Raw genomic sequence first — 14,969 nt, forward strand, 5'->3', positions numbered from 1 at the left:
GCCTATCAAAACAATAAATGATGACTAAAAATAAATGGTCAAATTTCGTAAATTGGTTTGTAATTAGACCTAAGACTTCCGGTTTCTTAATATTCCTTGTATTAAGTGTAGCTATTATTTTAATTAGCGTGCAACGCTATTATATTCTTAGAGAAGAACAAGAAACCGAGATGAATTTTGTTTTAAAGGATATTCATCAAAAAATTGAACAATCGCTCAAAAACTGTTATGTAACCACAACTGCCCTTGCACTAACTATTAATGATGAAGGGGTTCCTAAAAATTTTGATGTAGTAAGCAAACAATTACTAGAATCAAATCATATTGTAAGTATTGTACAATTAGTGCCAAACGGGGTTATCAAGTATATCTATCCGTTAAAAGGTAATGAAGCCGCGCTAGGTTTAGACATTCTTAGTTCAAAATCCCTTAAAGATGAAGCGTGGAAAGCGGTTAAGACCAAAAAAATCTATTTTGCAGGCCCTTTAAACCTAAAACAAGGAGGCTTTGGAATTGTTGGCAGACTTCCTGTTTACAATAATGACAATAAATTTTGGGGGTTTTCAGCCGTGGTAATAAAATTTAGTTCTTTACTAAAAGCTTCTGGAACTGAGACAATAGACAAATCTAAATATTCGTTTCAATTTTCGAAGATAAATCCAGAGACAAAGACTGAAGAGTTTCTTATTACTAATAAATTTGACACTACTAAAAATAATTTTGTATCCTATCAAATGCCCGATAGTGATTGGAAAATTTATTTGATTTCAAAAAAGTCTTATTTTAATAATGCTCTAATCTTATTACCTGGCATATTAGGGTTGATTTTAGCAATTCTATTTGGTATTTTAACAACAAAACTTATTGAAAAACCAAAAGAATTACAATTATTGGTGAACAATCAATCATCAACAATTTTAAAAAACGAAATGAAATTTAAGGCTATTTTTGATCAAGCCACAGTAGGTTTCGCCATTATTGGAGCCGATTCTGGAAATTTTATTGAAGTAAATAGTAAGTTGTGTAGCATGTTAGGGTATACACAAGAAGAGTTTATAGATAAACATTTTTCGCTTTTTACCCATCCTGATGATATCAGTAAAAGCATTCAGAATTTAAAGAACTTACGAGAAGGAAAAGTCAGAGAATATTCGGCTGAAAAGCGTTATATAGCAAAATCTGGGAAAGTTATTTGGGTTAACATAACCGTTTCGCCACTCTGGAAAACAAATGAAGCCCCAAGTACTAATATTGTTTTTATAAAAGATATAACCTTGCGTAAAAAAGCGCAGTTTTTAATTGAAAAAAGCGAAACTCGTTTTAGAACTCTCTTTGATAGTTCTCCTCTTCCGTTATGGGAACAAGATTTATCTGGAGTTAAAAAGCATTTGTTTGATTTAAATTTAATGCACAAAGACCCCGAAATTGTATATGACTTTTTTGATAAAAATCCAGATGAAATAAATCGTTGCGTTTCATTAACAAAAATAATCGATGTTAATTATGAATGTCTAAACCTTCTTAAAGTTCAAGACAAAACCACGTTTTTTGAGAACCTTGCACAACTAATCGGTAATGATACCGTTGAATCCATTAAACAACAATTAGTTGCCATTTCTCAAGATGCGAAACAATTTAGTATTGATACTAGAATACGAATTGCAAACGGAGAATATCGTGATATCAACTTAAGATGGAATGTAATTCAAGGCTATGAAGACACATTAAAAAGAGTTATTCTCTCAACCCAAGACATTACGGACCGTAAGGCCTCTGAAAAAACAATTCTCGATTCACAAACAAGAACTAAATCTTTAATTAATGCCATCGATGGTATAGTTTGGGAATATGATATTTATACTCAAAACTTTACTTTTATAAGCCAAAAGGTTCAAGATATATTAGGCTATAAAGCCAAAGAATGGTTGAAAACACCTTATTTTTGGGAAAACCATATCCATCCTGATGATAAAGATTGGGTTATTGAGTTTTGTAATCCTTCCCGAATGGATAATTCAAACCGTGATTTTGAGTATAGAATGATTTCTAAAACGGGGAAAATTGTTTGGATACGAGATATTGTCAATTTTGTTTTTGAAAATAATGTTCCCGTTAGTTTACGTGGAATTATGATTGATATCACAAAAAATAAAGAATCCGAAAATGACTTAAACAGCTCCTTTCAATTAGTAACAGAGCAAAACAAACGTTTATTGAATTTCTCCTATATTGTTTCACACAATTTGAGATCACATACCAGTAACATTGAATCTATTACAAGTTTAATGGATTCATCTGAATCAGAGGAAGAAAGAGAACAAATGATGCAATTGTTAAAATCCGTTTCCAATTCACTTAGCGAAACTATGGATCATCTAAATGAAGTCATCAATATAAATACGAATATAGATTTAGTTACAAAACCATTAAACTTAAATCAATATATCCTAAATACGGAAACACTGCTGTGTGAACAAATACAATTACACGAAGTGACAATTGTTTCAGATATTCCAGAAGATTTAGATATTAATTATAATCCAGCCTACTTAGAAAGTATTCTTTATAATTTAATTTCAAATGCTATTCGATATAGGCATCCACAAAGAAAACCTATAATCGCAATCAAATGGTATAAAGAAAAAGAAACAAATATTATTGAAATTGAAGACAATGGAATTGGAATTGACTTAAAAAGAAATGGTGATAAAATTTTTGGAATGTACAAAACATTCACTGTAAATCCAGATTCTAGAGGAATTGGATTATTTATTACCAGAAACCAAATCGAAGCTATGGGAGGACACATTACTGTTGAAAGTGAACCCAACAAAGGGACAACATTTAAAATCTATATGAAATGAAAAAGAAGATAATCTGGGTTGTAGATGACGATGCTATTTATCAAATAATTATAAATAAGATAATACAGAAATCCGATATTTTTTCAGAAAGTGCTTCATTCAAAAATGGGAAAGAAGCTATTAATGCATTGAAAAATTCCATAACTGATGTTGATTCAATTCCTGATATAATCTTATTAGATATCAATATGCCCGTAATGGATGGATGGGAATTTATGGAAGAAATGAAAATGATTAAATCACAAATCAACAAAAAAATCATCACCTACATTGTAAGTTCTTCAATTGCAATTGAAGACAAAAACAAATCTAAAAAATTTGCAGATATTTTTGGATACATTTCCAAACCTGTTTCTGTAAATGATCTATTATCAATTGCTTCAAAAGAAGAATAACAAATAATAATGGCAATATAACATATTGAAATTTCGATACGTTATATTGCTATTTCTCTTTTTATTTGTTCTAATGTTTTGTCCGTAAAAACAAGCTGCTCAACTATTTCTTTTCTTAAAACATCAATATCTTCATAATCAAAATGTTTAGCCCAAGAGGTTAAACCAAGAATGTTTCGGATTTGTTTTATACGTTTTGTAGTTTCAAAACTCGTCCTCAGAATTGCTCGATTATCATACTTTGGATTGTTTTTATGTTGATAATTTACTGTATTATTGATGTAATTTGGTTCAATATAATACAACTTATCTAAAGCATTGTCAGGGTAAAAAGAAGTCCATTCAGCAAAACCTAATTTGATTTTAGATTCCGTTTCTGGCTCTAAAGGTTCTAATCGCCACTTACTATTAGCTAGTCGTCCCCAATGATTTGATAACCTATACATTCCTTTTTTTGTATAATAATAGGTACTGCCGGATTTACTTTGATATTGAATAACTAATCCTTCAATAGCATGCAACTTTTCTTCTTGAAATATGCAAAAAGTGTTTTTAAAAGAATTAGGACTGGGACGAAATATTTTTTCCATAAAAAACAAAGATAATCAGAAACTGCAAAACTTCATAAAACAAACAATAATTGATTAACTTTGCAACTTCAAATTTTATAAATAAAACAGATTATGTCCAAATCATTACAAGAAAAAATGTTGCAAAAAGGAGTTTATACCGGAATCATGGAGAAAGATGAAAACGGAAATTATTTTTGTGGAGAATATCTTTTGGATTTTAAAATGGCTCAAGCTAATCACACTGTAGGAGACTGGATTACTATAAAATCTATCATTGAAAACCCAAGTGATATTAGTTATAACAAATACCCTAAAAAATCAAAAAACTTCGATAAGGCCAACAATAAGCCTCAACAATAATTGATTTTTAATTTTCTGGTTGAATAAAAAGTGTCATTATTTGAATATTTTTTGGTGATAAACCAAAAAGTTAAAAAAAAGTGTACCTTTGCAAAAAATTTGTCGATTCTGAAATTAAATAATTTTAAATTCATACTAAAAGACAAGTAGTTACCTTATTTATGAAAAAAATAGTTGAATACCGCAAACTGCTAAATGTAGACAAAACTGCAGAGCTTAAAGATTTAAAAACAATTTACCGCAACGCGATGAAAGAAGCGCATCCTGATAAATTTCAAGGAGATGAAGACGGTTTGAAAGCTGCAGAAGAAAATAGTAAAAAAATTATTGAAGCTTACCATTTCTTGGTTAGTATCAATCCTGAAACTATAAAACAAAATTTACCTGAATACACAGAAACAATTTCAACTTCAACAATTACAGATTATAAATTTGTTGAAGGAAGATTAATTATTAACTTTTCAAACGGAAGTGTTTACGAATACATCAGTGTTCCTAAAGCAACTTATGTGAAAATGGTTAATGCTGATTCTCCAGGAAGATTTGCAAAAAGACATATCCTTAATTCTTTTACTTGGAGAAAAACAATCAACCAAGACTAGATTTAATCTTTATACAAAAACTCAAAAGCACTCTCAAAAAGGGTGCTTTTGTTTTATATACAAAAGTAAAGTGATGAAAAAACACTTTATACGCATTCTTAACCTTAAAAACTAAAACAATAACAAAAATTTAAGTCGTAAAATTATTGATACTTTATAATTTTAAATACTTTTGCAGACTTAAATCAATTAACTAATTTATAATGAAAAAAATAATTTTATTACTTTCTGCTACTGTTGTATTATTTTCTTGTAGCAAAGTTGGCAAAGATGAATACATCATTTCAGGTACTGCAACAGGAATTGAAAATGGTAAAACAGTAGTCTTGGAAACTCAAGACGAAAACGGAATGGGATTAGTACCAAAAGATACTGTGAAGGTTGAAAATGGTAAATTTGAAATGAAAGGAAAAATTACTGAGCCTGCATTTTATTTCATACAATTAGAAGGAGCTCAAGGAAAAATTCCTTTGATTCTAGAAAACGGTGAAGTTACTATAGCGGTTAATAAAGATAGTATCCAAAAATCAAAAGTTTCAGGAACTTACAATAATGACGAATATGTTACTTTTAACAATGAAATCATTAAAGTTCAAAAGAAATTAATGGATTTTCAAACTAGCAACACACAATTAATGAATACAGCACAACAAACTAAAGATACTGCTGTAATCAATAAATTGATGAAAGAATTTACTAAAATTCAACAAGAAGTTGGTAATGCTTCAAAAGCTAAATACTTAACCTATGCTGAAACTCACCCAAAATCATATATTAGTGTATTAATCATTCAAGGAATGCTTAACGATCCTAGTACTGATATGAAAAAAGCGGAGTCTTTATACAACAGTCTTGAAGAAGCTGTGAAAAACACTAAACCAGGAAAAGCAATAAAAACAAAATTAGCTGAATTGAAAACACCATCAGTTGGAGCTAGTCCAGTTGCACCAGCTGCACCAGGAGCTGCTAACTGAAGAGCTGACTTTTCTGCACCAAATCCTCAAGGAAAAATAATTTCCTTAAAAGAAAGTTTAGGAAAAGTTACAATAGTTGATTTTTGGGCATCATGGTGTGGTCCATGTCGAAAAGAAAATCCAAATGTTGTTGCTATTTATAAAGAGTTACACTCTAAAGGTCTTAATATTATTGGAGTTTCTTTAGATAAAGATGCCAAAGAATGGAAAGAAGCTATAGCTAAAGATAAATTGACTTGGAATCAGGTTTCAAATTTAAAATTTTGGGATGAACCGATTGCTGCACAATATAAAGTAGAATCAATCCCTGCAACTTTTATACTTGATGCATCAGGTAGAGTAGTCGCAAAAGATTTAAGAGGCGAAGAGTTGAGAGCTAAAATTATTGAACTTTTAGCTAAATAAACCGATTCTTTTGTAGAAATAAAAAAAATCTCCCTTGTGGAGATTTTTTTATTTTATTCAATACCAACAAATTAAAAATAATACTAAAATTAAGTTCCAATTTAGTTTGGAAACAACAAAACAGTTTTTATATTTGCAACCGCTTACCACAATTGAGGTAACAACAACAAAGCTTTGGGGAGATACTCAAGCGGCCAACGAGGGCAGACTGTAAATCTGCTGTGTGAACTTCGCAGGTTCGAATCCTGCTCTCCCCACAAAAAAAGTCCCGATAATTTATCGGGACTTTTTTATTTATAAATCTGTCTGTTCTTTTTATTCTAAAATAAAACTTACACTCACATTAGCCGTGATATTAATTTCACCTATTGCAAGTGTTTCTCTTGGGGCAGCTTCTCTATCCATTGCCATCGTTTTCATTGCTGCATATACTGGTTGTGGATAATAGGTTTGTGAATTATCTGATATTGTCATGGCTCTACCCACTTTTTGTCCTAATACAGAAACATAATCCTCTGCTTTTAACTTTGCCTCTTTCATCGCTAATTTTCTTGCTTCTGATTGATATTGGGCTAATTTAGAAGATTGAAATATAACATTGTCAATTCTATTAATTCCTTGGTCAACTAAGCCTTCCATTAACTCATCATATTTAGACAAATCTTTTAAGAGAATCTCAATGGTTTGAGTCGCATTATAGCTGTGCTTCTTTTTTTCATAATCGTATTCCGGATTCAATGAAACACGTTGAGTTTTATAATCTGCAGGAGACAAATTCATTTTTTTAATAAATTTCAAAACAGATTCTATTTTTTGATCGTTTAGTTTTTTTACATCCACAGCACTATTGCCTTTTGTTTCTGTAGATACTGAAATTGCTGCTTGATCTGGGACCACTTTTACTTTACCTTCACCTGCAACACTAATTTGGGGGATTTGTTTCACTTCTTGCGCATAAGTTACTGTTAGAAACAGCATAGCTAAAACTAATACTACTTTTTTCATTGGAATCATATATTTAATTATTTATAGAAATTATCTTTCAAAAGTTGTGCCATTATAGTTTTCCCGTTTTCTCCATCACAAAAAGAATCACAATTGGAATAGCCAATAAAACCACCATTAAAGTATGATTGACAAACAATTGAGGGTCTTTAATAAGCGTAATCAAATACCCGCCTATTGCGCCTCCAAAATGAGCCGTATGTCCAATATTATCATTCTTAGCCTTCATGCCATAAATAGAATATAACAAATAGAGTATTCCAAAAAGATACGCAGGTATTGGAATGATAAAAAAGATTCCCAACATCATATCTGGTTGCAATAATATAGCAGAATACAAAACTCCAGTTACTGCACCTGATGCCCCAACTGCTCTATATCCATAATCATTTTTATGAAATACCATTGTTAGCAAACTCCCGAAAATTAAACTTCCAAAATAAATTAATCCAAAAGAAAAATTGCCTAAATAACTCGACACAACTGGCGCGAAAAACCAAAGCGTAAGCATATTAAAAATTAAATGGGTTAAATCTGCATGAAGAAAACCCGAAGAAATCATACGGATTTGTTCTCCTGAACGAATGCTACCTACATGAAATTCATATTTTCTAAAAAAAGACAAATCATTAAAACCTTTATAGCTAATTAGAACATTTATAGCAATTATGGCTATCAAAATAGTATTCATACAATTCATTTATGGTGAATGGTAAAGATAGTAAATCTCGAAGTTTGATGTAGTTCGCATGCAAAATTTATATCATTGTTGCTTTTTGAGTTATATTTGCATAAAAAAATACTGCATGCAATTTCTTGTTTTCATTATTGCCTTTCCGTTTCTGTGGATAATTTCTATCCTACCATTTCGCCTTTTTTATTGGTTCTCCGATTTTGTTTATCTAATCATCTATTATATTATTGGCTACCGTAAAAAAACGGTTCGCTACAATTTAGCTTTAGCTTTCCCAAACTTGAGTGCTAAGGAGCGTCTTGTTATTGAAAAAAAATCCTACCACCATTTATGTGATATGTTTTTGGAAATGATAAAAACGATGACTATTTCACCCAAAGAAATGAATAAAAGATTTGTAATTACTAATCTTGAAGTTGTAAAAGAATTTGAAAAAAAGGGAAAAAGCACCATTCTATTAGCTTCCCATTATGCAAGCTGGGAGTGGTTATTATCACTTAACGAAAAAACAAGTTTCAAAGGGATTGGGGTTTATAAAAAAATAACCAATAAATATTTTGATAAATTAATCCGAGACATTCGCTCTAAATACAAAGCCGAATTAGTAGAAACTAAAAGAGCAATTCCTTTGATGGCTGAAAACCAAGAAAAAGGAATACTTTGCATGTATGGTTTAGCCAGCGACCAATCTCCAAAACTAAACAGAGCTTTTCATTGGGACAAATTTATGGGCGTTGAAGTTCCAGTTCATACAGGTGCTGAAATGCTTGCTAAAAGATATGATTTGACCGTTCTTTTTGTAAAAGTAAAAAAGATAAAAAGAGGTTTTTACGAAGCTACATTCGTACCAATAACTGATGATGCCAGATCAATTCCTGATTTTGAAATTACCAATATCTTTTTACGTGAAGTAGAAAAACAAATTTTTGAAGCTCCTGAATATTATTTCTGGACGCACAAAAGATGGAAACACAGAAGGTAATTTATCCCAAATTAGTTCCCTAAACTAGAAACCATTTTTTCACTAAATCATCTTCGAATGGTGTTGCTTGTTTGTGAACAAATTCATTAGTTTCTTTATTATAATCATAATCCAAAGCCCAAGTTTTATGATTTTCAGCTAATGCTTTAATGCCATTGCAAACAAATTCAATTTCTGCATTTGTAGTAGTTGGATGAATCGACATTCTAATCCAACCCGGTTTTCGGATTAAATCTCCTAAACTTATTTCGTCTATCAATTGATGTGAAGTTTCTTGGTCAACATGCAAAAGAAAGTGCCCATAAGTTCCCGCACAACTGCATCCTCCACGTGTTTGAATTCCAAATTTATCGTTTAGTAATTTTACCCCAAGATTGAAATGCAAATCTTCTACAAAAAAAGAAATCACTCCCAATCGATCTCGATGTTGACCTGCTAGAATTTTAATATTAGAAACATTTCCTAATGCTGAAAAAACATAATCTACGATTTCGTGTTCCCGTTTCAAAATATTTTCAATTCCCATTTTCTCTTTCAACTGAATCGCCAAGGCCGTTTTTATAACTTGAAGAAATCCTGGTGTACCTCCATCTTCTCGATCTTCAATATTGTCAATATACTTATGCTCTCCCCAAGGATTTGTCCAAGAAACGGTACCGCCACCAGGACAATCAGGAATCATATTATTGTATAATTTTTTATTAAAAACTAAAACTCCAGAAGTTCCAGGTCCACCTAAAAACTTATGTGGTGAAAAGAAAATAGCATCTAAATACGATTCGGAATCTTCAGGATGCATGTCTATTTTTACATACGGACCTGAACAGGCAAAATCCACAAAGCAAACGCCGTTATGGTTGTGCATTAATTTTGCAGCTTGATGATAAGGCGTTCTAATTCCTGTAACATTTGAACAGGAAGTTATAGAAGCAATTTTCAGCGCTCTATCTTTATATTTATCTAATAAAAGAGCTAGATTTTCTAAACTAAACAAGCCATCTTCATCAGATGGTATCACTTCCACATCAGCAATAGTTTCCAACCAAGATGTTTGATTAGAATGATGTTCCATGTGAGAAATAAAAACAATCGGTTTTTTTTCGGTTGGAAGATGCATAAACTCATTCAAATTTTCAGGAATTTTCAATCCCAAAATACGTTGAAATTTATTGACAACTCCAGTCATTCCAGTTCCATCAGTAATCAGGACATCATCAATAGCGGCATTAACATGTTGTTTAATTATACCTCTAGCTTTATGATATGCCTTAGTCATTGCTGTTCCTGAAACCGTCGTTTCAGTATGTGTATTGGCCACAAAAGGACCAAACTCATTCATTAATTTTTCTTCAATAGGACGGTACAAACGACCACTTGCTGTCCAATCGGTGTAAATTATTTTTTTTTGTCCATAAGGAGTTGGAAACTCTTGATTAACGCCTATAATATTATTACGGAATTGTTCAAAATAATTTTCTAATTGAGTTGGAGTAGCTTCGGGGGTCATTTTTGTTTTATTTTACTTCAAAGATATTGTTTTTTTGATGGATTGAAAAATTAGATTCTGTAAATATTTAGCTTCAAAAGAATGTTGATTTTATAAAAAAACAAACCCCTTCAAAATAGGAATGAAGGGGTTTGGGTTTTAAACAGAAAAAAGCTTTAAATTCCTGCTATTGCTTTAATTTCATCAATTATTCTTAATGCCAAAGAATCTGCTTTTTCTTGTGAAGAAGCTTCTGTATAAATACGAATAATTGGTTCTGTATTTGATTTTCTTAAATGAACCCAATTTTCAGCAAAATCAATTTTAACTCCATCGATTGTTGTAATATCTTCATTTTTATATTTTTCAGTCATTGCCACAAGAATCGCATCAACATCAATTTGTGGGGTCAATTCAATTTTATTTTTACTCATATAATACTCCGGATATGAGGCACGCAAAGCCGAAACTGAGATTTTTTTGTTTGCCAAATGAGTCAAAAACAGCGCCACTCCTACCAAACTATCACGACCATAATGCAATTCTGGGTAGATAATCCCTCCATTTCCTTCACCACCAATTACAGCATTATTCTTTTTCATCAAATCAACAACATTAACCTCTCCTACTGCACTCGCTTCGTAACTTCCTTTATGTGTATTTGTCACATCGCGCAAAGCACGTGAAGATGACATATTCGAAACCGTATTTCCAGGAGTTTTACTCAATACATAATCCGCACAAGCAACTAATGTATATTCTTCGCCAAACATTTCTCCGTCTTCACAAATGAAAGCCAAACGATCTACATCTGGATCAACTACAATTCCTAAATCAGCTTTTTCTTTAACAACTAATTCTGAAATATCTGTTAAATGTTCTTTTAGAGGTTCTGGATTATGTGGAAAATGTCCATTTGGTTCGCAATATAATTTCACTACTTCAACACCCATCAATTCTAATAATTTCGGAATAATAATTCCTCCTGAAGAATTCACGCCATCAACAACTACTTTGAATTTTGCTTTTTTGACAGCATCAACATCAACTAATGCTAAATTTAAGACTTCATCAATATGAATATCCATATAAGCATCATTTAACATAATAGCACCCAGAGAATCCACGTCTGAAAAATCAAAAGCTTCTGCTTCTGCAATTTGGAGTATCTTCTCGCCTTCAATTCCGTTTAAGAATTCTCCTTTTTCGTTCAATAACTTTAAAGCATTCCATTGTTTTGGATTATGAGATGCTGTTAAGATTATTCCGCCTTCGGCTTTTTCTAAAGGAACAGCAACTTCAACTGTTGGTGTTGTTGAAAGTCCTAAATCAATTACATCTATTCCAAGGCCAATTAAAGTATTTACAACTAAGTTATGAATCATTGGACCCGAAATACGAGCATCACGACCTATAACCACAGTCAGTTTTTCTTTTCCTGTATAATTTTTTAACCAAGTACCATAAGCCGAAGCAAATTTTACTGCATCAACTGGAGTAAGATTATCCCCTACTTTGCCTCCAATAGTTCCTCTAATTCCAGATATTGATTTTATTAAAGTCATTTTTATTATTTTAATTGTGGATTATAAATTTTAAATTGCTCACAAATATAATAATTGACAAATTATAAAAGTCATTTAGAATTCAAAATTCATCATTAAAATACCTAATTTAGTCAAATGAATTTTCTAGCACATATCTATCTTTCTGGTGATAACGATTTGATTAAAATCGGCAATTTTATGGCTGATGGCATTCGTGGGAAACAATATGAAACCTTTCCATTGGATATCCAAAAAGGAATTGTTCTTCATCGTGCGATTGACACCTATACTGATGCACATCCTGTTTTTAGACAAAGTACGAAACGTTTACACACCAACTATCATCATTATGCTGGGGTCATTGTAGATGTCTTCTACGATCACTTTCTGGCGAAAAATTGGAACTTATATTCTAATGAAAAACTTGAAGATTTTGTAGCTCGTTTTTATCAATCATTAGACAAAAATATTGCTGTTCTAAGTGATAAAACAAGAAATTTTATGCCGTATATGATTCAACACAATTGGCTTGTAAGTTATCAAACCGTTGAGGGAATTACTAAAATACTCACGCAAATGGATTCTAGAACTAATAATCAATCAAAAATGCGGTTTGCAAATACGGAACTTGTAAAATTTTATTCTGAATTTGAGAATGAGTTCACATTATTTTTTAAAGACATTCAAAACATATCATCAGAAAAATTAAAACAATTATGAAAAAAACTATACTAATCCTTTCTATTTCTTTGCTTTTTTCATTTACAAATTATTCAATCGCACAAACTGGTTTAATTGCACAAAAAGGAATGGTCGTTTCTGCTCGAGAAGAAGCTTCAAAAATAGGTGTCGAAATCATAAAAAAGGGTGGAAATGCCTTTGATGCAATGGTTGCAACTGAATTAGCTTTGGCAGTAGCCTACCCCTATGCTGGAAATATTGGCGGAGGTGGTTTTATGGTTTTCAGAAAAGCAAATGGTGAGGTTGGCTCTTTAGATTATCGCGAAAAAGCTCCTCTAGCCGCAACAAAGGATATGTTTTTAGACAAAAACAAAAATGTTATAAAAGGCAAAAGTACAGAGACTCCTCTTGCTATTGGTGTTCCTGGTACAATAGCTGGAGTATTTGCAGTTCATAAAAAATACGGCTCTTTACCAATGTCTGAAATTATGAAACCCGTAATTGCATTAGCAGAGAAAGGAGTTGTTGTAACCCAAAAACAAGAAAAAAGATTACACGATTATCGCGATTTAATTATAAAAGCTAATGGTCTAAAAACAAAATTTGCAACAGTTTACAAACAGAATGACACCATCAAATATCCAGAACTAGCTGAAACTTTAAAAAGAATTTCTAAAAATGGCAGCGATGAATTTTATAAAGGCAAAACCGCTAAAATATTAGTCAAATACCTTCAGAAAAATGGCGCTATAATCACGCTAAAAGATTTAGCGAAATACGAAGCAAAATGGAGATCTCCGTTGCGTTTTGACTACAAAGATTTAAATATAATTTCGATGTCTCCTCCCAGTAGCGGTGGAATTTGCTTAGCCGAAATCATGAAAATGATTGCTCCCTTTGACCTCTCTAAAATGGGACATAATTCCTCAGATGCTATTCAAGTAATTGTTGAAGCAGAAAGAAGAGCCTATGCCGATAGAAGTTTTTATTTAGGAGATCCTGATTTTGTAAAAATCCCTTTAAAAGCATTAATTGCGGATGATTATTTAAAACAAAGAATGTCGAATTTTAGTTTTGATAAAGCAACCTTATCATCCGATATCAAAGAAGGAAAAGTTTCCTATAATGAAAGCACCGAAACAACACATTACTCCATAATAGATTCCTTTGGCAATGCTATAGCAGCAACCACAACTATTAATGACGGTTACGGATCTAAATATTATTGTGATGAATTAGGTTTTTTCTTAAACAACGAAATGGATGATTTCAGTGCAAAACCTGGTGAACCGAATATGTTTGGTTTAGTTGGAAATGAAGCCAATAGTATCGCTCCTCAAAAAAGAATGTTGAGCTCAATGACACCCACAATTGTTGAGAAAAATGGAAAACTATTCATGGTGGTTGGTTCGCCGGGTGGTTCAACGATTATTACTTCTGTTTTACAAACCATATTAAATGTATATGAATATGGAATGAGTATGCAAGAATCCGTGAATGCTCCTCGTTTTCATCATCAATGGCTACCAGATTTGATTACTTTTGAACCCAATACATTTGAACCTAAAACTATTGAAACACTAAAAACGAAAGGCTATCTTATCAACGAAAAAACAACTCCTGTTATTGGTAAAGTTGACGCTATATTGGTTCTGCCAAATAATAACTTAGAAGGCGGAGCGGATTTTAGAGGAGATGATAAAGCCAGCGGATTTTAAAAAATAAATATGAGCTTCATACTTTCATTAGAAAACTCTTATGCCGAAAAAAGGAATCCTGAAAACGCCTTTTTCATGGCGAAATACATGAAAAATAATTTTCTTTTTTTTGGAATAAAAACGGACGACAGACGAAAAATTTTTAAGGAAATATGGAGAGAAAATCAAACGGAAGTTTCCTTACATGCTACAGAAATTGCTTTGGAATTATATTTAAAACCAGAACGAGAGCTTCATTACTGTGCAATAGAAATTCTACTAAAATCACTCAAAAAAAGCTATAAAAAACAAGATATTAAGCTAATTGAAAAATTAATCCTAACCAACTCCTGGTGGGATAGTGTTGACACCATTGCTAAATATATTTTAGGGCAATATTTATTAGAATTGCCTTTAGAAACAAAAAACACAGTCAATCGCTTTTCCAATTCAGAGAATATGTGGCTTAACCGAAGTGCCATTTTATTTCAGTTGGGGTATAAAGAAAAAACTAATTTTGTTTTACTAAAGGAAATCTGTGAAAAACATCAAAATTCAAAGGAGTTTTTTATTCAAAAAGCCATTGGATGGGCGTTGCGCGAATATGCAAAAACAAATCCTGAGGCCGTTAAAAACTATATTGATAACAGTAATTTAAAACCTTTAAGCAAAAAAGAAGGCTTAAAAAATATAAGATAATTAATA

14 protein-coding genes, 1 tRNA gene and 1 pseudogene are annotated in these 14,969 nt (G+C 31.6%); 11 read left to right on the forward strand and 5 right to left on the reverse strand.

All coding sequences use genetic code 11. The features are described from left to right. Positions 1-20 precede the first annotated feature (20 nt). Together C8C88_RS00590 and C8C88_RS00595 are read left to right on the forward strand one after the other, a co-directional pair. Positions 21-2,864: a PAS domain S-box protein gene (locus C8C88_RS00590; RefSeq protein ID WP_158588977.1), complete on the forward strand. Its 2,844-nt coding sequence runs from the start codon at positions 21-23 to the stop codon at positions 2,862-2,864. After that, a complete protein-coding gene (locus C8C88_RS00595) occupies positions 2,861-3,259 on the forward strand; it encodes a response regulator (protein ID WP_121336283.1) in 399 nt (132 codons plus the stop codon). The genes C8C88_RS00590 and C8C88_RS00595 overlap by 4 nt, the downstream gene beginning before the upstream one ends. A 41-nt stretch (positions 3,260-3,300) precedes the next feature. On the opposite strand, the gene C8C88_RS00600 is transcribed toward C8C88_RS00595, so the two are convergent. Next, positions 3,301-3,849, reverse strand: a complete 549-nt coding sequence (locus C8C88_RS00600) for a hypothetical protein (protein ID WP_121336284.1) — start codon at positions 3,847-3,849, stop codon at positions 3,301-3,303. Positions 3,850-3,942: 93 nt separating this feature from the next. Between C8C88_RS00600 and C8C88_RS00605 the strand changes: the two genes are divergently transcribed. From C8C88_RS00605 to C8C88_RS00630, 5 genes and pseudogenes are all read left to right on the forward strand, one after another. After that, entirely contained in the window at positions 3,943-4,191 is a 249-nt protein-coding gene (locus C8C88_RS00605; RefSeq protein WP_121336285.1) for a hypothetical protein, read from the forward strand. Positions 4,192-4,352: 161 nt separating this feature from the next. Further along, complete coding sequence (locus tag C8C88_RS00610) at positions 4,353-4,793, forward strand: KTSC domain-containing protein (RefSeq protein WP_099715348.1); 441 nt, start codon at positions 4,353-4,355, stop codon at positions 4,791-4,793. Between the two features lie 203 nt (positions 4,794-4,996). Beyond that, positions 4,997-5,767 carry a DUF4369 domain-containing protein gene (locus tag C8C88_RS00615; RefSeq protein WP_121336286.1) on the forward strand — a complete coding sequence of 257 codons (771 nt, stop codon included), beginning with the start codon at positions 4,997-4,999 and terminating at the stop codon, positions 5,765-5,767. An 18-nt stretch (positions 5,768-5,785) separates the two neighbouring features. Beyond that, positions 5,786-6,172, forward strand: a pseudogene (locus tag C8C88_RS00620) (TlpA family protein disulfide reductase); the annotation flags it as partial. A 176-nt stretch (positions 6,173-6,348) separates the two neighbouring features. Beyond that, positions 6,349-6,429 (forward strand) — tRNA-Tyr (locus C8C88_RS00630). A gap of 58 nt (positions 6,430-6,487) precedes the next feature. On the opposite strand, the gene C8C88_RS00635 is transcribed toward C8C88_RS00630, so the two are convergent. Then, complete coding sequence (locus C8C88_RS00635) at positions 6,488-7,177, reverse strand: SIMPL domain-containing protein (protein ID WP_121338512.1); 690 nt, start codon at positions 7,175-7,177, stop codon at positions 6,488-6,490. Between the two features lie 52 nt (positions 7,178-7,229). Next, entirely contained in the window at positions 7,230-7,868 is a 639-nt protein-coding gene (locus C8C88_RS00640; RefSeq protein WP_121336289.1) for a rhomboid family intramembrane serine protease, read from the reverse strand. Between the two features lie 115 nt (positions 7,869-7,983). Here C8C88_RS00640 and C8C88_RS00645 point away from each other — a divergent pair, with 115 nt between their 5' ends. Next, positions 7,984-8,853: a lysophospholipid acyltransferase family protein gene (locus tag C8C88_RS00645; protein WP_121336290.1), complete on the forward strand. Its 870-nt coding sequence runs from the start codon at positions 7,984-7,986 to the stop codon at positions 8,851-8,853. 19 nt (positions 8,854-8,872) lie between these two features. Here C8C88_RS00645 and C8C88_RS00650 read toward each other — a convergent pair whose 3' ends face one another. Both C8C88_RS00650 and glmM read right to left on the reverse strand, forming a co-directional pair. Continuing rightward, positions 8,873-10,360, reverse strand: a complete 1,488-nt coding sequence (locus C8C88_RS00650; RefSeq protein ID WP_121336291.1) for an aminotransferase class V-fold PLP-dependent enzyme — start codon at positions 10,358-10,360, stop codon at positions 8,873-8,875. Positions 10,361-10,515: 155 nt separating this feature from the next. Continuing rightward, on the reverse strand, positions 10,516-11,904 hold the full coding sequence (glmM, locus tag C8C88_RS00655) for a phosphoglucosamine mutase (protein WP_121336292.1): 1,389 nt from the start codon (positions 11,902-11,904) through the stop codon (positions 10,516-10,518). Positions 11,905-12,021: 117 nt separating this feature from the next. On the opposite strand from glmM, the gene C8C88_RS00660 reads away from it, so the two are divergent. Genes C8C88_RS00660 through C8C88_RS00670 form a run of 3 tightly spaced genes read left to right on the forward strand, consistent with a single transcriptional unit; the run spans position 12,022 to position 14,963 of the window. Then, positions 12,022-12,606: an ACP phosphodiesterase gene (locus C8C88_RS00660; protein WP_121336293.1), complete on the forward strand. Its 585-nt coding sequence runs from the start codon at positions 12,022-12,024 to the stop codon at positions 12,604-12,606. Continuing rightward, the gene (gene ggt, locus C8C88_RS00665) at positions 12,603-14,285 is read left to right on the forward strand and encodes a gamma-glutamyltransferase (RefSeq protein WP_121336294.1); all 1,683 of its coding nucleotides are present in this window, start codon (positions 12,603-12,605) and stop codon (positions 14,283-14,285) included. Before C8C88_RS00660 ends, ggt begins: the two co-directional genes overlap by 4 nt. A 9-nt stretch (positions 14,286-14,294) precedes the next feature. After that, complete coding sequence (locus C8C88_RS00670) at positions 14,295-14,963, forward strand: DNA alkylation repair protein (protein WP_121336295.1); 669 nt, start codon at positions 14,295-14,297, stop codon at positions 14,961-14,963. Positions 14,964-14,969 lie beyond the last annotated feature (6 nt).

Origin of the sequence: Flavobacterium sp. 123, assembly GCF_003634825.1 — a bacterium.
In the GTDB taxonomy this organism is placed as follows: Bacteria; Bacteroidota; Bacteroidia; order Flavobacteriales; family Flavobacteriaceae; genus Flavobacterium.